The 18,588-nt window shown below is 49.2% G+C and carries 20 protein-coding genes; 19 read left to right on the top strand and 1 reads right to left on the bottom strand.

All coding sequences use genetic code 11. The features are described from left to right. The first annotated feature begins 23 nt into the window (after positions 1 to 23). The 11 genes from glpX to spoIIR all read left to right on the top strand — a co-directional run bounded on the left by glpX (position 24) and on the right by spoIIR (position 10,733). Positions 24 to 986, top strand: a complete 963-nt coding sequence (gene glpX, locus ACM6JA_RS29765) for a class II fructose-bisphosphatase (RefSeq protein ID WP_414855295.1) — start codon at positions 24 to 26, stop codon at positions 984 to 986. 66 nt (positions 987 to 1,052) lie between these two features. Continuing rightward, positions 1,053 to 2,333 (top strand): transcription termination factor Rho, encoded by a 1,281-nt coding sequence (gene rho / locus ACM6JA_RS29760; protein ID WP_007725530.1) that lies wholly within the window; start codon positions 1,053 to 1,055, stop codon positions 2,331 to 2,333. A 75-nt stretch (positions 2,334 to 2,408) separates the two neighbouring features. Continuing rightward, the gene (locus ACM6JA_RS29755) at positions 2,409 to 3,311 is read left to right on the top strand and encodes a peptidoglycan DD-metalloendopeptidase family protein (protein WP_414855294.1); all 903 of its coding nucleotides are present in this window, start codon (positions 2,409 to 2,411) and stop codon (positions 3,309 to 3,311) included. A 70-nt stretch (positions 3,312 to 3,381) separates the two neighbouring features. Further along, positions 3,382 to 4,647 carry a radical SAM protein gene (locus ACM6JA_RS29750; RefSeq protein WP_026043394.1) on the top strand — a complete coding sequence of 422 codons (1,266 nt, stop codon included), beginning with the start codon at positions 3,382 to 3,384 and terminating at the stop codon, positions 4,645 to 4,647. 106 nt (positions 4,648 to 4,753) lie between these two features. Then, positions 4,754 to 4,951, top strand: coding sequence for a 50S ribosomal protein L31 (gene rpmE / locus ACM6JA_RS29745; protein ID WP_007725524.1), 198 nt, complete (start codon positions 4,754 to 4,756; stop codon positions 4,949 to 4,951). A gap of 86 nt (positions 4,952 to 5,037) precedes the next feature. Further along, complete coding sequence (locus ACM6JA_RS29740; protein WP_414855293.1) at positions 5,038 to 6,492, top strand: cryptochrome/photolyase family protein; 1,455 nt, start codon at positions 5,038 to 5,040, stop codon at positions 6,490 to 6,492. A gap of 28 nt (positions 6,493 to 6,520) precedes the next feature. Next, positions 6,521 to 7,096, top strand: coding sequence for a thymidine kinase (locus ACM6JA_RS29735; protein WP_007725515.1), 576 nt, complete (start codon positions 6,521 to 6,523; stop codon positions 7,094 to 7,096). Between the two features lie 86 nt (positions 7,097 to 7,182). Continuing rightward, complete coding sequence (locus tag ACM6JA_RS29730; protein ID WP_007725512.1) at positions 7,183 to 7,680, top strand: hypothetical protein; 498 nt, start codon at positions 7,183 to 7,185, stop codon at positions 7,678 to 7,680. Between the two features lie 235 nt (positions 7,681 to 7,915). After that, positions 7,916 to 8,992: a peptide chain release factor 1 gene (prfA, locus tag ACM6JA_RS29725; protein WP_414855292.1), complete on the top strand. Its 1,077-nt coding sequence runs from the start codon at positions 7,916 to 7,918 to the stop codon at positions 8,990 to 8,992. Continuing rightward, positions 8,976 to 9,866: a peptide chain release factor N(5)-glutamine methyltransferase gene (prmC, locus tag ACM6JA_RS29720; protein WP_414855291.1), complete on the top strand. Its 891-nt coding sequence runs from the start codon at positions 8,976 to 8,978 to the stop codon at positions 9,864 to 9,866. Before prfA ends, prmC begins: the two co-directional genes overlap by 17 nt. 111 nt (positions 9,867 to 9,977) lie before the next feature. Then, positions 9,978 to 10,733 carry a stage II sporulation protein R gene (gene spoIIR, locus ACM6JA_RS29715; protein ID WP_414855290.1) on the top strand — a complete coding sequence of 252 codons (756 nt, stop codon included), beginning with the start codon at positions 9,978 to 9,980 and terminating at the stop codon, positions 10,731 to 10,733. 58 nt (positions 10,734 to 10,791) lie between these two features. On the opposite strand, the gene ACM6JA_RS29710 is transcribed toward spoIIR, so the two are convergent. After that, positions 10,792 to 11,589, bottom strand: coding sequence for a DUF3298 and DUF4163 domain-containing protein (locus ACM6JA_RS29710; RefSeq protein ID WP_414855350.1), 798 nt, complete (start codon positions 11,587 to 11,589; stop codon positions 10,792 to 10,794). A 230-nt stretch (positions 11,590 to 11,819) separates the two neighbouring features. Between ACM6JA_RS29710 and ACM6JA_RS29705 the strand changes: the two genes are divergently transcribed. From ACM6JA_RS29705 to wecB, 8 genes are all read left to right on the top strand, one after another. Continuing rightward, the gene (locus tag ACM6JA_RS29705) at positions 11,820 to 12,899 is read left to right on the top strand and encodes an L-threonylcarbamoyladenylate synthase (protein WP_414855289.1); all 1,080 of its coding nucleotides are present in this window, start codon (positions 11,820 to 11,822) and stop codon (positions 12,897 to 12,899) included. 56 nt (positions 12,900 to 12,955) lie between these two features. Next, on the top strand, positions 12,956 to 13,516 hold the full coding sequence (locus ACM6JA_RS29700) for a manganese efflux pump MntP family protein (RefSeq protein WP_414855288.1): 561 nt from the start codon (positions 12,956 to 12,958) through the stop codon (positions 13,514 to 13,516). A gap of 33 nt (positions 13,517 to 13,549) precedes the next feature. Then, positions 13,550 to 14,020 carry a low molecular weight protein arginine phosphatase gene (locus ACM6JA_RS29695; RefSeq protein WP_390240017.1) on the top strand — a complete coding sequence of 157 codons (471 nt, stop codon included), beginning with the start codon at positions 13,550 to 13,552 and terminating at the stop codon, positions 14,018 to 14,020. Positions 14,021 to 14,160: 140 nt separating this feature from the next. Next, positions 14,161 to 14,616, top strand: a complete 456-nt coding sequence (gene rpiB, locus ACM6JA_RS29690; RefSeq protein ID WP_007725502.1) for a ribose 5-phosphate isomerase B — start codon at positions 14,161 to 14,163, stop codon at positions 14,614 to 14,616. Then, the gene (locus ACM6JA_RS29685) at positions 14,617 to 15,186 is read left to right on the top strand and encodes a TIGR01440 family protein (RefSeq protein ID WP_414855287.1); all 570 of its coding nucleotides are present in this window, start codon (positions 14,617 to 14,619) and stop codon (positions 15,184 to 15,186) included. Positions 15,187 to 15,205: 19 nt separating this feature from the next. Then, the gene (gene glyA / locus ACM6JA_RS29680; protein WP_007725498.1) at positions 15,206 to 16,456 is read left to right on the top strand and encodes a serine hydroxymethyltransferase; all 1,251 of its coding nucleotides are present in this window, start codon (positions 15,206 to 15,208) and stop codon (positions 16,454 to 16,456) included. Between the two features lie 180 nt (positions 16,457 to 16,636). After that, positions 16,637 to 17,266: a uracil phosphoribosyltransferase gene (gene upp, locus ACM6JA_RS29675; RefSeq protein WP_007725492.1), complete on the top strand. Its 630-nt coding sequence runs from the start codon at positions 16,637 to 16,639 to the stop codon at positions 17,264 to 17,266. A gap of 18 nt (positions 17,267 to 17,284) precedes the next feature. Then, positions 17,285 to 18,433, top strand: a complete 1,149-nt coding sequence (gene wecB / locus ACM6JA_RS29670) for a non-hydrolyzing UDP-N-acetylglucosamine 2-epimerase (protein WP_414855286.1) — start codon at positions 17,285 to 17,287, stop codon at positions 18,431 to 18,433. The last annotated feature ends 155 nt before the right edge of the window (positions 18,434 to 18,588 follow it).

Here is an 18,588-nt window from a genome sequence, read left to right as displayed (position 1 = left end):
CACCAGGAGAGGAGTCTTCCAGAATGGAACGCAGTTTAACACTTGAACTGGTACGTGTGACTGAAGCAGCTGCTTTGGCTTCTGCCAGTTGGATGGGTCTCGGAAAAAAAGATGAGGCTGACGATGCGGCAACGACCGCAATGCGCAATGAATTTATGAAAGTACCGATGGATGGCATCGTAGTTATTGGTGAGGGCGAAATGGACGAAGCCCCAATGCTGTACATCGGTGAGCGTCTGGGTCAGGGAGTGGCTCCGGCAGTCGATGTGGCTGTTGACCCTTTGGAGGGAACAAATATCCTCGCAAAAGGTACATGGGGAGCGATTTCGGTCATTGCCATTGCAGACCGTGGAAATTTGTTGCATGCTCCTGACATGTATATGGAGAAAATGGCAGTAGGGCCTAAAGCAATCGGCAAAGTCGATATCAACGCACCGGTTCGTGACAACCTGAAAGCGGTAGCGCAGGCACAGGGGAAAGATATCAGCGATTTGGTCGCTATTGTGCTTGACCGTGATCGTCACTCTAAGGTGATCCACGAAATTCGTGAGGCAGGCGCGCGTATTCGCCTCATCTCAGACGGAGACGTAGCGGCTGCGATCAATACCGCTTTCCCAGATACAGGTGTAGACATTTTGTTCGGTTCTGGAGGAGCTCCTGAAGGTGTTCTGGCAGCTGTTGCCTTGAAATGCCTCGGGGGAGAAATTCAGGGCAAGCTCTTGCCACAAAATGAAGATGAGATTAAACGCTGTGTCAAAATGGGATTGACGAACCCTCATCAAGTACTGTTCATGGATGATTTGGTGAAAGGTGATGACGCCATTTTTGCAGCGACGGGTGTAACGGATGGCGAGTTGCTCAAAGGGGTTCGCTTCCAAGGAACTCGTGCCACGACCAATTCCGTTGTTATGCGTGCAAAAACCGGAACGGTACGTTTCATTGAAGGGAACCACCGCTTAGAACGCAATCCGAGTAACGGTTTGTAAGAAAACAATTTTCGCATTTATATGTTGAGCTAGGTTTTTCAAGAGTAAATAAAGAGTGGTGGATGTATGTTACTTTCTGAACTAGAAGAAAAGAAGCTGACCGACCTCTATAAGCTGGCCAAGGAATACCATATTCCGTACTACTCCCAGCTGAAGAAGAAGGAATTGATTTTCGCGATTCTTCGGGCGCGTGCGGAGCGGGATGGTCTCATGTTTATGGAGGGGGTTCTCGAAATATTGCCGGAGGGATATGGCTTCCTCCGCCCCATTAACTATCTCCCCAGCTCGGAAGATATCTACATCTCCCAGTCGCAGATTCGCCGTTTTGATCTGCGGATGGGGGATGTAGTATCAGGAAAAGCAAGACCACCGAAGGAGAATGAACGTTATTTTGGACTCCTTCAAGTAGAGGCAGTGAACGGAGAAGACCCTGAGATAGCTGCAGAGCGTCTGCATTTCCCCGCATTGACACCGTTGTATCCTCAAACCAAGCTTGTACTGGAGACAGCTCCTGCACGTGTTTCCACTCGCCTAATGGATCTTCTCTCTCCTGTTGGACTGGGTCAGCGTGGATTGATTGTGGCTCCGCCAAAAGCGGGGAAAACCATGCTGATCAAAGAGATTGCCAACAGCATTACTGAAAGCCGCCCGGATATCCACTTGTTTGTCTTGCTCATTGATGAGCGTCCGGAAGAGGTGACAGATATGCAGCGATCTGTCAAAGGAGAGGTAGTTGCCTCGACTTTTGACGAGTTGCCTGAGAATCACATCAAAGTTGCTGAGCTTGTCTTGGAGCGTGCGAAGCGACTGGTTGAGCACAAAAAAGACGTGGTGATCCTGCTGGATTCCATTACGCGTCTGGCGCGTGCCTACAACTTGGTTATTCCTCCAAGTGGTCGAACGTTGTCCGGTGGTATTGATCCGGCAGCTTTCCATCGTCCGAAGCGCTTTTTTGGTTCAGCGCGGAACATTGAAGAAGGCGGCAGCTTGACCATTTTGGCTACGGCTTTGGTTGAGACTGGCTCTCGTATGGACGATGTGATCTATGAGGAGTTCAAAGGAACCGGAAACATGGAGCTTCATTTGGATCGCAAGCTGGCGGAGCGCAGAATTTTCCCGGCGATCGATATCCGCCGTTCGGGTACGCGCCGCGAAGAGCTTCTGCTCACCAAAGAAGAGCTGGATAAGCTATGGATGATCCGGAAGAACATGAATGAAACAAATGAGTTTGTAGACTCCTTTATTAAAAAGTTGGCAGATACAAAAACAAACGAAGAATTTTTGCAAACCCTTGAGTCTAAGCAACAGGGCAGAGGGAAAGCAGCTAGCACGACGGTGAGTTCATGATGACTCACCGTCATTTTTTTTGTGGCGTTGGCATACCGTTAGGAAGGGAGCTGGAAAAGAAGGAGGAGATGCTTCGTGGAGTACGTGCAAGTTAGCGCTCCGGTGGAGTCACAGATGGAAGCGAAAAAAGCAGTCGTGGAGCAGGCGCTATTTCAAGCGTTTAATCCCTATGCCAGTCTGGCTTCACCTGCACCAGCAACGAAAGGAAATTCAGTGGTGTACGCTGTTCGGCAAGGAGATACGCTATCCGGTATTGCCCAGCGCTACGGTCTTTCTTTAAAAAATTTGGTAGAGGCTAATAGCCTTACGAATCCCCATCTGTTAAGTGTGGGCATGAAGCTAATCATCAAGCGTGATGAAGTCGGACATATGGTGAAACGCGGAGAAACACTGGATTACATAGCAAGGCGGTACGGTGTGAGTCGGGAATCGTTAATCGAACGAAATCCGCTGCTAAAATGGCTGTCGGACAACCTGTATGTAGGACAGGTCGTGTACGTCCCCATCGCTAAAGGCAATCCGATGTTGGGCAATGATCCTCAGCAGAAGCGAAGTGCCGTTCAAGCGGCAAGTCGGCAAGTCATTACAAGAATTCGCGGCAGTCTAAGTTGGCCTGTCAGAGAAGCAACGCTTACAAGCGGATTTGGAGCGCGTTGGGGAAAAGAACACAAGGGTGTGGATTTGTGGAATGAACAGGAATCAAAGACCCCGATCTTGGCAGCGAGGGCAGGAGTTGTTGTGGAGGCAGGCGCCAACCGATCAGGGTATGGGCGAATGGTCGTGATTGATCACGGAGATGGCTTGCAAACCTTTTATGCCCATATGCGTCTCTTGCTCGTGTCACCTGGTCAAACCGTAGATGCGGGTGAGATATTGGGATACATGGGGCAAACGGGTAACTCTACGGGCTACCATTTGCACTTTGAAGTGCGCCAGGATGATGTGCCGATCAATCCACTTCCCTATCTTGGCAGGTAACCCTATACAATTTACATTGCTTTTTCAATGCGATACAATGGGCAAAGCAAAGAAGCGAGGCGATTTTCCCATGTATTTAGTTTACGCAGATGAAAAAGGCAATGTATACGACCACCCAGGTCTTTTTGCAGTGGCTCGTAACGGAGATATATTGACAGAAATTCTGGAAGAAGAACTGATCCCGCTCCCGGAAGGATCGACGTTGGTCAGTTTGCCAGACACCGAGCCGATCGGAATGGACCCTGACACAGGTGAAATGGTCAAGTTGGATGGCTGTACAGCAGTAGGTGCACTTGTGCCACAAGGAATTACAAGGCTATTGCTGCCAGGCTACGTGAAAACGAACAAGGAAAGCAAGCTGCCGTTGTTTGGCTATTCCGCAGTCGTTTGGAAGGATAACCGTTTCTGGGTAACGGGTCGGGCTAGTGACGATATCTACAAATGGGACCCGTTGAATTTCCCGATGGATGAACTGCGCCAGCGAGTGGCAAAGACGTTGGAGACGTTTCCGCAAAACCGCATTTTGAACCACTTGTCCCACTGTGCGTTGGAGTACGAATGCTTGACGGCCTCCAATAACTTTTTCAACCGCTGGGAAGGCAGCTTGCCTGTTTCCTATACCTGTAATGCCGGTTGCTACGGCTGTATTTCCGAGCAACCAGATGATAGTGGATTCCCTTCTCCACAGACGCGGATGAATTTCAAGCCGACAGAGGACGAGCTGGTGGAAGTCATGCTACACCACCTGAAGACACCGGAGAGTATCATCAGCTTCGGACAGGGGTGTGAGGGTGAGCCTTCTACGATGGCTTCCATCATTGTTCCTGCTATGCGTCGTGTACGGGAAACGACAGATATGGGCTTTATCAACATCAATACGAATGCGGGCTTGACGGATCACATCAAAGGCATTGTCGATGCCGGACTTGATCTGATGCGCGTGAGTATCATCAGTGCGATTGACGAACACTATAATGCCTACTACCGCCCGCGCAACTACACGTTGGAAAATGTAGCGCGTTCTGCTGAGTACGCTGCATCCAAGGGTGTGTATACATCGATTAACTACTTGTGCTTCCCTGGCGTGTTTGACCGCGAAGAGGAAATGGAAGCGATGATCGAGTTCATCCGCAGAACAGGCATTAAGCTGATTCAGCTGCGGAATCTGAATATCGATCCAGAGAGCTACTTGGCGATGATTCCAAAGGCACAAGGCGAAGTATTCGGGATGAAACAAGCCATCGAAATTTATCAGCAGGAGCTGCCAGATGTGGTGATCGGTTCGTTTACACACATTCCTCCAGATCAACTTCAGCGTAGGAAAAACATGGCGTAATCGGCCAACCAGTTGCATTTCGGCAGTGATTCATGCTACTATCTGATATGTGTTTATATAACTCTGTTTCGGCAAACGATTCAGGGCGGAAAGAGGTGTAGAAGAGATGAAACAAAACATTCATCCTAAGTACAACGTAGTAACCGTTAGCTGCGCATGTGGTAACGAATTTGAATCCGGTTCCGTGAAACAAGTGCTGAAAGTGGAGATCTGCTCCAACTGCCATCCTTTCTTCACAGGAAAACAAAAATTCGTTGATGCAGGCGGCCGTGTAGACCGTTTCAAACGCAAATACAATCTGTAATAATCAGAATGTATGGGAACAACCAGGTAGAGCAATCTGCCTGGTTTTGTCTTTTTCTGGCACTAATTTTTTCGGGAGGACAAACGATGACTGCTATAGTCTGGTTCCGTCGGGATCTGCGCTTGTACGACCATGCTGCTCTGCACGCAGCCATGCTCGCAGGCGATCCGATTATTCCTGTTTATATAGTGGAGGATTCGCTTTGTCGTTCTACGGCGGTAGGAGATAAGCGACTGCATGCGCATTTTGCCGCGATAGCTGCACTCGGCGACGCTTTGACTCAATTGGGAGGACGCCTCTTGATTCGCCACGGCAACCCACAGCAAGTGCTCTGTCAATTAGCGCAAGAGACGGGTGCAAATAAGCTGTTTTTTAATCGCGATTATGCTCCAGAAGCTCGCAAGCGAGACGAGCTCGTATCAGAAGTGTTGAGCAGTCAGGGCGTGTTTGTACATACATGCAAGGATCTGATTTTGCATGAGCCCGGGGAAATTATGACGAAACAGCGGACACCGTATGCCGTTTTTACCCCTTATCGCCGCGTTTGGCAGACGCTCCCAAAAGACCGACCGTTCCCTCAGCCGACAAGATGGAATCTATTTGATCGGTTGAAGGAGTTGGCGAGTGAGCCAGTTCCTACTGTGGAGGCGTTTGGACGAAAACGACCGATCGGTACCGAGTGGGAAATGGAGCAGTTCGGGGAGCGAGCGGCACGGAAACGATTGCAGCGATTTTTAGATGGTGACATTTATACGTATAAAGAAAAACGTGACATGCCAGGGGTGAACGCGACCTCCCGGCTGTCATTTGCCCTAAACACAGGTACTCTGTCTATACGGACGGTGTATCATAGTGTACAGGAAGTGCTTGCTGGGGCGCGGGGTGAGCAGGTTACTTCGATCGAAGCTTTTCTTACGGAACTCATTTGGAGAGAATTTTATCAGCAGGTGCTTTATTTCCATCCACACACGACTGACCATGCCTACCTTCCGCAATTTGAAACGGTTGCTTGGGAAAACAGGAAGGACCTATTCACTCGTTGGTGTCATGGGGAGACGGGCTACCCGATTGTCGACGCAGCAATGAAGCAGTTGAATGAGACGGGATGGATGCACAATCGGCTGCGGATGATTACTGCCTCTTTTTTGACAAAGGATTTGCTTGTTGATTGGCGTTGGGGAATGGCCTATTTCGCACAGCAGTTGGTCGATTTCGATGAAGCAGCAAACATCGGGGGCTGGCAGTGGAGTGCTTCGACTGGTACCGATGCGCAACCGTATTTTCGGATTTTTAATCCTGTCACACAAGGGGAAAAGTTTGATCCAGACGGCGTTTTCGTCAAAAAATATCTTCCCGTTTTGCGTGAAGTACCTCTACAATATATTCATAAACCGTGGGACATGCCGGAGCAAATCCAAGAGCAAGCTGGCTGTAAGATTGGCTTCGACTACCCGATTCCTTGTGTGGAACATGCACAAAGAAGAAAGCTGGCCATGGCCTTGTTTCAGGAGGCAAAAGACCGCCATGCAAAGACTGAGTAACAACTTTTAGGCAAAGGGAGATAGAGACGTGGCACAACTATATTTTCGGTATGGAGCGATGAACGCTTCCAAATCCATTCAATTATTGACCGTTGCCCACAACTACGAGCAATCGGGGAAAAAAGTAGTAGTGTTTACTCCGGCAGTTGATGATCGCTATGGCGTGGGAAAAGTTGCTTCGCGTGTGGGGATTAGCCGGGAAGCAATTCCGATTAGCGAAGAGACTGATCTGTATCAAATCGTAGAGGCAGAGTCAGTCAAGCCGCATTGCGTGCTGGTTGACGAGGCTCAGTTCATCAGCCGCCACCATGTGGATCAACTCGTCAGGATCGTAGACAAGCTGGGCATACCCGTAATCGTCTATGGCCTGTTGAAAAACTTCAAGAATGAACTCTTCCCTGGCAGTGCCGCCCTGTTGTGCGAGGCTGACAAGGTCGAAGAGATTAAAACCGTTTGTGTTTATTGCAATAAAAAGGCGACGCATATTCTCAAGTTCAAAAATGGACAACCCGTCTACTCTGGGGAGACGATTGAAATTGCTGGAAATGATACGTACAGCAGCGTCTGTCGCAAGCATTACTATACGCCTCCAGTTGCCGAATAAAGAAAGCATAAGCCACCCCCTATTTGTCCCGTGCATGAGCCCAAGAGGCAATGCGCAGACTAAGCAAAACAGGAGGTGGCTTTTTCATGCGGACACAGCCTATTTGGCGAAGCTCGTTGGTCATTCTGGGCTTGATGGCACTCACTTCTGCCCTCACCGTCGGCTGCGGAGGAAATACAGCTAAGCAACAGGGCTATAGTACGGATATGAGGAATACGCAGCACAATATGAAGGTCAGAGGGGATCAAAGCGGCAATACGCTGCAAGGCCGTACTCCTGTTGCTGCAGATCGAGACCCGCTAATGGGGCGCAATCAAAATCCGAATATGGTTACCGGTCAAACGAATGTGCGCAATACACCAGTCGAAGTAACCAATATGGAGAGGATGGCTATGTCGGTGAAAGGTGTAGAAAATGCTCGCATCACACTCAGCGATGCCAATGCATATGTTACTCTTGACCTTGTGCATAACATCACTGCGAATCAAGCGCGTACCATCGAGCAGCAGGTGATTTCACTTTTACGGGAAAGAATTCCAAACTACGATTTTCACTTAACCTCGCATGACGGTTACCATCGCTGACAGGTGAGCAGGACGTATGTAGCAAGGCTCGGCATAGCCGGGCCTGTTTGGCATCGGTAAAACATTTCCAGTAATAATGCACTTTGACTTCTTACGCCTTTCCTCCTATAATTTATCTGTTATAACCGTTTTTATGGTAGATAGCATTTTATCGCAATTCATATCTAACATACATGCTACCAAGGCTTCGCCTGCGCCAAAAGGCTATTATTCTTTGCGATGGGGTGAAATAAAAATGTTTACACGCTTATCTGCAGTCGAAGAGCGTTTTGAAGAAGTAACGAATCTCCTATGTGACCCCGACGTCATTAGTGATACAAAACGCTTGCGTGAACTGTCTAAGGAACAATCTTCGTTGGAAGAGACGGTAACGACATACCGTGAATATAAATCAGTGGTGAGTCAAATCGACGACGCGAAAGCGATGCTGGAAGAGAAACTGGATGACGAGATGCGTGAAATGGTCAAGCTCGAACTCAGTGAATTGTCAGCACGCAAGGAACAACTGGAAGATCGCTTGAAGATCCTCTTGCTTCCAAAAGACCCGAACGATGAGAAAAACGTGATTGTGGAAATCCGCGGTGCTGCGGGCGGCGATGAAGCTGCACTGTTTGCAGCGGTGCTTTTCCGGATGTACACACGTTTTGCGGAGCGCAACGCTTTTAAAATTGAAGTGCTGGAGGCAAGCCCAACCGATATCGGCGGATACAAGGAAATTGTCTTCTCGCTGTCTGGCCGCGGTGCTTACAGCAAAATGAAGTTCGAAAGCGGCGCGCATCGTGTGCAACGCATCCCGGCTACTGAATCCGGCGGACGCATCCATACTTCTACTGCAACTGTACTGGTTCTGCCAGAAGCAGAAGACGTGGAAGTGGAAGTACACGAAAAAGATATCCGCATCGATACGTTCTGCTCCAGTGGTGCAGGCGGTCAGAGCGTTAACACGACCAAGTCAGCGGTTCGCGTAACGCATATTCCTACAGGGATCATGGTTTCTTGTCAGGACGAGAAATCCCAGCATTCCAACAAAGACAAAGCGTTGCGTGTATTGCGCGCACGTCTGTATGATTTCTATATGCAACAACAAAATGCGGAAGCAGATGCTACGCGCAAAAGCTTGGTGGGTACTGGTGACCGAAGCGAGCGCATCCGCACGTACAACTATCCACAAAGCCGCGTGACCGACCACCGCATCGGTCTGACCTTGCACCGACTGGAATCGGTATTGGAAGGCGAAATGGATGAAGTGATCGACAACCTGATCATGCATGAACAAACGGAGCTTTTGAAAAGCCATGCACACTCAGCTTGATTGGTCTGATGTCACGACGATTCGGGAAGCCCTATTACGGGCTTCTTCCTTTTTGCGGGAAAAAGGGACAAAGGATCCTTTGTTCGAAGCGGAGCTAATGATTCGTCATTGTCTCGACTGGGATCGGACGCGCTTTTTAATGGCGATGACGGATTCAATCGATCCAGAAACATTGGTGAAGCTGGACGGACTGTGCGTGCGCAGGGCGAATAACGAGCCATTACAATACATGTTTGGCGAACAGGAGTTTTACGGGCGTCCTTTTACAGTGCGACCAGGTGTGCTGATCCCAAGACCGGAAACGGAAATACTGGTAGAGCAAGTGATGGCTGCAGCAGCAAAGCTATGGCCTGAGCGGGAAGAGCAATCCGTGGTGGATATCGGCACAGGGAGCGGCGCCATCTGCATTACGCTCGCGTTAGAAAAACCGCAATGGCGCGTGACTACGGTGGACCTGTCTCCTGAGGCAACGGCAATCGCTAGGGAAAATGCAAGTCGTCTTGGTGCAGATGTCCGCTTTCTACAAGGGGATTTGGTGCAACCGCTTTTGGAAGCAGGCGAAAAGGTAGACATTCTCGTGTCCAATCCACCATATATCCCGAGTCGCGATGTCGAGGAGCTGGACGATGAAGTGCGCGTACATGAACCTCGCTTGGCTTTGGATGGCGGCGAAGATGGACTGGATTGCTATCGTCGACTGTGTGAGGCGCTGCCGATTCTATTGAAAGAAAGAGCGGTCGTAGCGTTTGAGGTAGGCATTTATCAGGCTGGGGATGTAGCAGAATTGATGAAAGCATCTGGTGTCATGGATGAGGTAGAGATTGTTCCAGATTTGGCGGGGATCGAGCGAGTTGTTATCGGAGTGAGACGATAGCGCTGACTCGTCTCGCCTTTTTTATATAGGGAATGAATGTTTGAAATCGTGTGAATCCGTCCATACTGATTGCTAAAGAGAGAAGATCAGTATAGAGGGAGACGGATAACGATGAAACGGATGTTGTTAATGGCATTTAGCCTGTTTATGCTTATGATGAGCTGGGAGGGGCAGCTTACTTCGGCCAATGTGTTGGATAATGGGCCGATCCCTCAGGAATCCGTTCGCTTGCGCATTATTGCGAACAGCGATTCTGTCCAAGATCAATGGTTAAAGCGCGAAGTCAGAGATGCGATAATCGCTCAAATGAATACGTGGGCGGACGATATCGAGACTTTGGAGGAAGCAGAGCAAGTCATTCAATCCGAATTGCCTGTCCTTCAACAAGTCGTAGACAAGACGATCAAGGAACGCGGTTTTTCGTACAAAGCTGTAGTGGATTTTGGCGAAGTCCCTTTTCCGACGAAGCTGTACGGCTCCTATGTGTATCCTGCGGGTAATTACCGAGCAGTCCGTGTACAAATTGGAGAGGCAAAAGGTCAAAACTGGTGGTGTGTCTTGTTCCCGCCGCTCTGCTTTATTGACATGTCCAATGGCGACGCTGTACAAGCTGAGCCAACTCCAGAGCCTGAAGAATCTGAGCAAACGACAGTAGCTGTATCCGAGGAAGAGGAGGACTACGATCGATCTGATAGAAAGCAAGTAGCGGTCGTACCCCTAGAAGAGAATGAAGTAGGGCTAAATTCCGAATCAAATAAGGTGGACGCTGAGCAAACAGAAGTAGAGGTAGAAGAAGTAACAGCCTCTGCTCCTGAAGTAGAAGTGCGATTTTACTTATGGGAAAAAATCGAGAGCTGGCTCTCCTAAGTTGGACATAAAAAACGACACCCGCCGCACGTGCAGGTGTCGTTTTGAATTGCTACGATTACTTTTTGAACAAAGCCTCACGAATCTCAGGCTTCAACAGACTTTGGTAACGATGTGCAGGGATCGCGAACTCTGGCATTCCTGCTGCATAAGCGGCAATTTCGTATTGACCAAAATGAATGACCAGGTTGCCGTCTTTAAAGGAGAAGCCTTGATCCTCTCTGATGCTTTCGAATGCATCGTAAGGGTTAAAGCCATCCGCCTCGGTCTCTGCTTTGATTTGTTGTGAAATGATTTGATTGAGAATGGTACGGTAGTCGTAGCCAGACTGGAACAGGTTAGCCAGCTTCAGCTCTTTTGCCTTGGCCTGATTATCGATGGAGTAATACGTAACATCCGTCATGCCATGTGCTCCGCCCGTATAAATGTATGTTTGTACGGAAAAAGAAACGAGTTTGCCAGCATTGTGTACCTCATAGGAGATGTCGAGTGCGTGAGGGCGGGGCTCCCAGCCGTGTTTTTTCGCTTCTGCCGCATCCTCTTTGCCGGCTTTTTGTCCTTCCGCCAGGCCTGTTTGTGCTTCTTTCAGCAGAGTAGCGTTCAGTTTTGCTTCAAAAGCTTTATCCTTCATCCCGCTAATCACTGGGATGGATACTTTACCTTGAAATTCTTTCGTATCGACCGTAATGGTTTTTGGTGTGAACACGACACCGTTAGCTTGTGGCTTTGGCGCTTGTACAGCAGGCTTTGTGGAGGTTGCAGGTGAAGCAGGTGCTGCAAATACTGGAGCAGCGACGGCTGTTAACAAGACAGCAGTGCCAAGCAGACTGGAAGCTAAGGATTTAAAAGATGACATTTCATTCACGGTCCTTTCGATAAAGGGAAAGTTATTGTTTTGTTTTCGTGTTCATTCTACTACAAGGCAAAGACGGATGAAGTTAAAAAAAGGTAACAATGTTCTCTTTTCCACGCTGTTCAGAAAAGTTATTCACAAGTTACCCACAGCCTGTTGAAAACTTTTTGGTGCACATCTATACTTAAGGCACTCCTTACAAAGAAACGAGCTAGAGAAAGGATTTTTTAACGATGGAAATGAATTTTGTGACAAAAGTCTGGTCTGTGGATAACGATGTGGAAAATCAGCATAGTTGTGCACAGATTGTGGATGCGGCCCGTTTTCTTCGAGAAGGGGCAGTTGTCGCGTTTCCCACAGAGACGGTTTACGGCTTGGGAGCGAATGCATTATTAGATGAAGCAGTGGAAAAAATATTTACAGCAAAAGGCAGACCCAGCGATAATCCGCTGATTGTACATATTGGGGCGTGGGACCAGTTGTCCACAGTAGCAAGTGAGGTTCCGGAGAAAGGGAAAAAGCTGATGGAGGCGTTTTGGCCTGGACCGTTGACGGTGATTTTGCCAAAAACGGATCAGGTAGCTTCGCTGGTAACGGCAGGATTGGATTCAGTCGGGGTTCGCATGCCTGATCATCCGATTGCCTTGGCTTTGATCAAGGAAGCGGGGGTACCGATTGCAGCTCCGAGTGCCAATCGCTCTGGACGTCCGAGTCCAACGACTGCGGCGCATGTATTGGCTGATTTGGATGGACGCGTAGCAGGTGTGGTCGATGGTGGGGCAACAGGTGTTGGGGTAGAGTCTACTGTTATTGATGTAACGCAGGACCCGCCCATGATTTTGCGCCCAGGCGGCATCACACGAGAGCAAATGGAACCAGTGATTGGCTACGTGGAGCTCGATCCATCTTTTCAAGTGGGAGCAGCCGAGGCACCGCGCTCTCCAGGGATGAAATATACGCATTACGCTCCTGAAGGGGAAATGTGGTTAGTATCAGGAGAGAGTGAGAAAGTTCGGGCGAAAATGGAAGACATGCTGCAACAGGCGAAGCAGCACGGTCAAAAAACGGGTGTGCTGGCAACGGAAGAAATAGCTCCCTTTTGGCAAAGTCACGCCGCGGCAGATGTCGTTTTAGTGATCGGATCACAAGCGGATCTGGAAGTGGTTGCCCAACAGCTTTATGCTGTGCTGCGAGAATTCGACGATCAAGAAGTACAGTATATTGTCGGTGAGACTTTCCCGCGAAACGGGTTGGGTATGGCCGTAATGAATCGCTTGGAAAAGGCTGCTGGAGGCCGTGTTTTGTCCGTGTAAACCTGTCCTAAACTCCCCCTTGTCCGCATAAGGTGAAGAGACGGGAGGGGAGCTGCTTGGACCAGGTGTTATTCCAATGGGGGCAATTTTTGACGTTGCTCATTATTGCTTTCGCCTTAAGTATGGATGCCTTTTCGTTAGGAATTGGCGTAGGGATGGTCGGGATTCGGTTACGAGAGATTATCAAAGTAAGTATCACCATCGGACTGTTTCACATTATGATGCCGATCATCGGGATTGTCGTTGGAGCGTACTTGTCCGATTTGGTTGGAGATATAGCCGTGTTTATTGGCGGCGGTGTCCTGATGATCATCGGCTTGCATATGCTATGGAACGGCTTCGTTCAAGGGGATCAAAAAAGTGTATTGAAGACAAAAGGGTTCGGACTGATGCTCTTTGCTTTTAGTGTCAGCCTGGATGCTTTCACCGTCGGTTTCTCGTTCGGCTTGATCGAGGTCAATAGAATTTTGGCCATCTCCCTTTTTGGATTAATGGGTGCCACCATGTCCTACTTCGGTTTATTGTTAGGCAGGAGTGTGGGAGGGTGGCTTGGGGATTATAGCGAATTAGTAGGTGGACTTATTTTGTTTGGTTTTGGGTTAAAATTTATGATATAACCGGACTGATTAATAGGAGAGGAGGAACGATACGTGAAACGGATACTTTTCGTCTGTACAGGAAATACGTGCCGAAGCCCAATGGCAGAAGCGATGTTCCGTTCGAAGACAGACGGGCAGGGACTTGAGATACGCTCAGCTGGCGTGGCGGCATTTGCCGGTCAGGATGCCTCCTTGCACGCCAAACAAGTATTAGAAGAACGAGGAATTGCCCACGATCATAAGTCCAGCAAGGTAGACGAAGGGTTGATTGAATGGTCTGATGTCATTTTGACGATGACACACGGTCACAAGCGCGCGATCTTGACGTATTTCCCCTCAGCGGCTGAAAAGGTACATACCCTGCAGGAGTTCGTTGGGGTAGAAGGCTTTAGTGATATTGCTGATCCATATGGGGGATCACTGATGGATTATCGCAGGTGTGCCGAAGAAATCGAAGAGTCACTGGAGAGACTCTCTATGATGCTCAAGGACCCAGGTCTTCGTAAATCAGTGGATGAATAGGGTGCTGGTGTATAGCCAGGGCCTTGTTTTTTGTGAGAGTACGAACGATTTTTTAGTGGTTTGATAAAAATGTTCACTTTTTACTTATTGTTTTTTGATGTATACTAGACGAAGATTATGAGACAAGCGAGGGATGACAGATGAAAGTAGCACTTGCTGCTGATCACGGTGGATACAAGCTAAAAGAGGAGATCAAGACTCTGCTGGCCTCCATGAACATCCAGACGGAAGACTTCGGCTGCACCTGCGAGGAATCGGTTGATTATCCCGATTATGCTTTGCCGGTAGCGGAAAAGGTGGCAGCGGGGGAGTTTGATCGAGGCATTCTCGTTTGCGGAACAGGTATTGGTATGTCGATCGCAGCCAACAAGGTTCCAGGCATCCGTTGTGCACTTGTGCATGATACGTTTTCTGCACGCGCTACCCGTGAGCATAACAACACCAATGTGTTGGCGATGGGTGAGCGGGTCATTGGACCGGGTCTTGCGCTTGATATCGTGAAAATTTGGTTGGAAACAGAGTTTCAAGGTGGTCGCCACGAGCGCCGTGTGGAAAAGATTTCCCAAATTGAAGCGAAGCATGCGGGAGTGAAGTAAGTGGATTTATCCGCTATCGAAAAACAAATCAGTGACATTGTCGAAGAAGTAGTCGATATGGCAGAGCTGAAAGCTGGACAACTCATGGTGGTTGGGTGCAGTACCAGCGAAGTACTTGGGGAGCATATCGGTAAAGCTGGCAGCCAAGACGTAGCGAAAGCTCTGTATCGTGGGATTCAATCTGTTGTAGAGAAGCGCGGCTTTGCTGTTGCCTTTCAATGTTGTGAACATTTGAACAGGGCTCTGGTCGTCGAGCGTGAGGTTGCATTGCGATACGGACTGGAAGAAGTCTCGGTTGTTCCCGTTCCGACTGCTGGTGGCTCTATGGCTGCGCATGCATTTACACAGTTCACGGATGCAACCGTTGTGGAGCATATTCGCGCGCACGCAGGCATTGATATCGGCCATACGCTTATCGGCATGCATCTGAAGCATGTGGCAGTACCGGTGCGTCCGACACAGCGTCTCGTTGGACAAGCACATGTTACGGCAGCGCGTACGCGCCCCAAGCTGATTGGCGGACCGCGTGCCGTGTATGAGAAGACACCACCGAATGAAAGCTGCACGTAAAAGAGGAGGAGAAACTATTATGCTAGATTTTTTGCGTAATCAAGATCCACAAGTAATGGAAGCCGTTCAACTGGAGCTCGGGAGACAACGCGACAAGATTGAGCTGATTGCTTCTGAAAACTTCGTAAGCCGCGCAGTTATGGAAGCAATGGGAACCGTTTTGACGAACAAATACGCAGAAGGATATCCAGGTCGTCGCTATTACGGTGGTTGCGAGTATGTGGATATCGTGGAAAATATCGCGCGCGACCGCGTAAAAGAAATTTTTGGCGCAGAGCATGCAAACGTACAACCACACTCCGGTGCTCAGGCGAACATGGCTGTATACTTCACAATTCTTCAGCCTGGCGACACTGTACTGGGAATGAATCTGTCCCACGGTGGTCACTTGACGCATGGTAGTGCAGTAAACTTCTCCGGTACTCTGTACAATTTCGTTGATTATGGGGTAGACGAAGATACTCACCTGATCAACTATGAAGTTGTTCGTGCAAAAGCATTGGAGCACAAGCCAAAACTGATCGTTTGTGGTGCGAGTGCCTACCCGCGTACGATTGATTTTGCCAAGTTCCGTGAAATCGCGGATGAAGTGGGCGCATACTTCATGGTGGACATGGCGCACATCGCTGGTCTGGTTGCGGCAGGTCTGCATCCAAACCCAGTACCGCACGCGCATTTCGTTACTTCTACGACGCACAAGACTCTGCGTGGACCACGTGGCGGTTTGATTTTGTGCAAGGAAGAGTTCGCGAAAGGCATCGACAAATCCGTGTTCCCAGGCGTTCAAGGTGGTCCGTTGATGCACGTGATCGCAGCAAAAGCGGTTGCTTTCGGCGAAAACCTGCAACCAGAGTTCAAGGATTACGCAGCTCGCATCATCAAGAATGCACGTGCATTTGCGGAAAGCTTGACTGCTGAAGGTCTGACGCTTGTTTCCGGCGGAACGGATAACCACCTCGTTTTGGTTGATGTAAGCAAAATCGGCCTGACAGGTAAAGTGGCTGAACATCTGTTGGACGAAGTAAGCATTACCACGAACAAAAATACCATTCCTTACGATACACAAAGTCCGTTTGTTACAAGCGGTGTGCGCATGGGTACGCCAGCAGTAACAAGCCGCGGTTTTGATGAGGAAGCGATGAAGGAAGTAGCAGCGATTATCGCTCTGACATTGAAAAATCCAGAGGATGCTGCGAAGCACGAGGAAGCACGTCAACGTGTGGCAGCTTTGTGCCAACGTTTCCCGATGTACGAAGGATTGAATATCTAATCAAGGCAACGAGAAGCAGACCCAGTGGAAATTTTCCTATACGGGTCTGCTTTTTTTCACTTCTCGGCTGTAGATAGGGATCGAGGATGCGAAAAAGTACGAAGATTAGGCAAATTGACGGAGCCACTCTCACCAGCTATTATAGAAAGGATGTATTGATAGGGAAACGGAGGAAATGACATGAGCCGTGTATATGTGTTTGACCATCCGCTGATTCAGCATAAAGTTACGTATATTCGTGACAAGAATACAGGGACCAAGGAATTTCGCGAACTGGTAGATGAAGTGACTACTCTGATGGGCTATGAAATTACCCGTGATATGCCGTTGGAGCAAACCACCATCGAAACACCAGTGGCTACCTGTCAGTCGAATGTAATTGCTGGTAAAAAAGTAGGGTTGGTACCGATTCTGCGTGCTGGTCTTGGTATGGTGGATGGCCTGATGAGGCTGATTCCTGCTGCCAAAGTAGGACACGTAGGTCTTTACCGTGATCCGGAAACCCTGCAGCCTGTTGAGTATTATGTGAAGCTGCCATCTGATGTTGCTGAGCGTGAGTTGATCGTAACTGACCCGATGCTGGCGACTGGTGGCTCTGCTGTTGCCGCTCTTACTGCTTTGAAAAAACGTGGAGCGAAAAACTTGAAACTGATGTGCCTCATCGCTGCTCCAGAAGGAATCAAGCTAGTTCAGGACGAGCATCCTGATGTAGATATTTACGTAGCGGCTGTTGATGAATATTTAAACGACCATGGATATATCGTGCCAGGCTTGGGCGATGCGGGTGACCGCTTGTACGGCACGAAGTAGTCGGAGAGGGAAAAACGGATGAAAACTGTAAAAGTAATGACGGTATTCGGCACACGTCCAGAAGCGATCAAAATGGCGCCGCTTGTCCATGAATTGAACAAGTACAGCGAGCAGATCGAATCGGTCGTTTGCGTGACGGCCCAACATCGTCAAATGCTCGATCAGGTTTTGGACATTTTTGATATTCAACCAGACATTGATTTGAACATCATGAAGGATCGCCAAACGCTGGTGGGTGTGACCACTCGTGCATTGGAGAGTCTGGATGAAACGATGAAGGAAGTTAAACCGGACATTGTCCTCGTACACGGGGATACGACAACCACTTTTGTTGCGAGTCTGGCTGCTTTTTACAATCAGGTAGCGATCGGACACGTGGAAGCGGGCTTGCGCACATGGGACAAGTATTCGCCGTTCCCGGAAGAGATGAACCGTCAGTTGACAGGTGTAATGGCTGACCTTCACTTCTCTCCGACCGATGGATCGGCTGACAATCTTCGTCGCGAAGCAAAGCCGGAAGAGAGCATCTACGTGACAGGAAACACAGCGATTGACGCGCTGAAAACAACGGTTCGCGAGGATTACACGCATCCGGTGCTAGATCGCGTAGCTGGTCAGAAGCTGGTGCTGATGACGGCACACCGCCGCGAAAATTTGGGCGAGCCGATGCGCCGTATTTTCCGTGCAGTTCGAAGACTGGTGGACGAGCATCCTGAGATTGCGGTTGTGTATCCGGTTCACTTGAATCCTGCTGTACAAGAAGTGGCGCAGGAGATTCTCGGAAACCACGATCGCATTTCGTTGATCGAACCATTGGATGCCCTTGATTTCCATAACTTCGCTCGTCGTGCCCATCTCATCCTGACCGATTCTGGCGGGGTGCAGGAGGAAGCGCCGTCTCTTGGCGTACCAGTCCTGGTTCTGCGCGATACGACAGAACGTCCTGAGGGGATTGAAGCAGGCACGTTGAAGCTCGTGGGAACCGACGAAGAGCAAGTTTATGCAATGGCAAAAGAATTGCTGACCAACCAAGCGGCTTACGATGCAATGGCGCACGCTGTCAACCCGTATGGGGATGGCGAGGCTTCCCGCCGTATCGTAGAAGCAATCCTCTATCATTTTGGTTTGCGAGCTGAACAACCAGAGCCTTTCCAACCAGGTCAGTAACATACAGCTAGGAAAACCCGCCAGGTACCGTTCGTCAAAACCGGGCGGGTTTCTTGTTGTAGAGGGATATTTTTGTTTTCGATGACTGACGATTTGGTATGTTTTTCTAATAGAGAATCGAGAGAATTGGCGAAACTATCCATGACCTTTTGCGT

Source organism: Brevibacillus sp. IT-7CA2, from assembly GCF_949767855.1.
Taxonomy (GTDB): domain Bacteria; phylum Bacillota; class Bacilli; order Brevibacillales; family Brevibacillaceae; genus Brevibacillus.
The sequence above is the reverse complement of the archived record's forward strand: the minus strand, read 5'-3'. Positions and strand labels throughout refer to the sequence as shown.

Excerpts from the sequence above, each read along its gene's own strand:
- spoIIR (WP_414855290.1), top strand. The coding sequence starts at position 9,978 with ATGAAACGGATGTTGTTAATGGCATTTAGCCTGTTTATGCTTATGATG.
- wecB (WP_414855286.1), top strand. The coding sequence starts at position 17,285 with ATGAAAACTGTAAAAGTAATGACGGTATTCGGCACACGTCCAGAAGCG.
- ACM6JA_RS29705 (WP_414855289.1), top strand. The coding sequence starts at position 11,820 with ATGGAAATGAATTTTGTGACAAAAGTCTGGTCTGTGGATAACGATGTG.
- prfA (WP_414855292.1), top strand. The coding sequence starts at position 7,916 with ATGTTTACACGCTTATCTGCAGTCGAAGAGCGTTTTGAAGAAGTAACG.
- rpiB (WP_007725502.1), top strand. The coding sequence starts at position 14,161 with ATGAAAGTAGCACTTGCTGCTGATCACGGTGGATACAAGCTAAAAGAG.
- prmC (WP_414855291.1), top strand. The coding sequence starts at position 8,976 with ATGCACACTCAGCTTGATTGGTCTGATGTCACGACGATTCGGGAAGCC.
- ACM6JA_RS29740 (WP_414855293.1), top strand. The coding sequence starts at position 5,038 with ATGACTGCTATAGTCTGGTTCCGTCGGGATCTGCGCTTGTACGACCAT.
- ACM6JA_RS29750 (WP_026043394.1), top strand. The coding sequence starts at position 3,382 with ATGTATTTAGTTTACGCAGATGAAAAAGGCAATGTATACGACCACCCA.
- rpmE (WP_007725524.1), top strand. The coding sequence starts at position 4,754 with ATGAAACAAAACATTCATCCTAAGTACAACGTAGTAACCGTTAGCTGC.
- ACM6JA_RS29710 (WP_414855350.1), bottom strand. The coding sequence starts at position 11,589 with ATGTCATCTTTTAAATCCTTAGCTTCCAGTCTGCTTGGCACTGCTGTC.
- ACM6JA_RS29730 (WP_007725512.1), top strand. The coding sequence starts at position 7,183 with ATGCGGACACAGCCTATTTGGCGAAGCTCGTTGGTCATTCTGGGCTTG.
- rho (WP_007725530.1), top strand. The coding sequence starts at position 1,053 with ATGTTACTTTCTGAACTAGAAGAAAAGAAGCTGACCGACCTCTATAAG.
- glyA (WP_007725498.1), top strand. The coding sequence starts at position 15,206 with ATGCTAGATTTTTTGCGTAATCAAGATCCACAAGTAATGGAAGCCGTT.
- glpX (WP_414855295.1), top strand. The coding sequence starts at position 24 with ATGGAACGCAGTTTAACACTTGAACTGGTACGTGTGACTGAAGCAGCT.
- upp (WP_007725492.1), top strand. The coding sequence starts at position 16,637 with ATGAGCCGTGTATATGTGTTTGACCATCCGCTGATTCAGCATAAAGTT.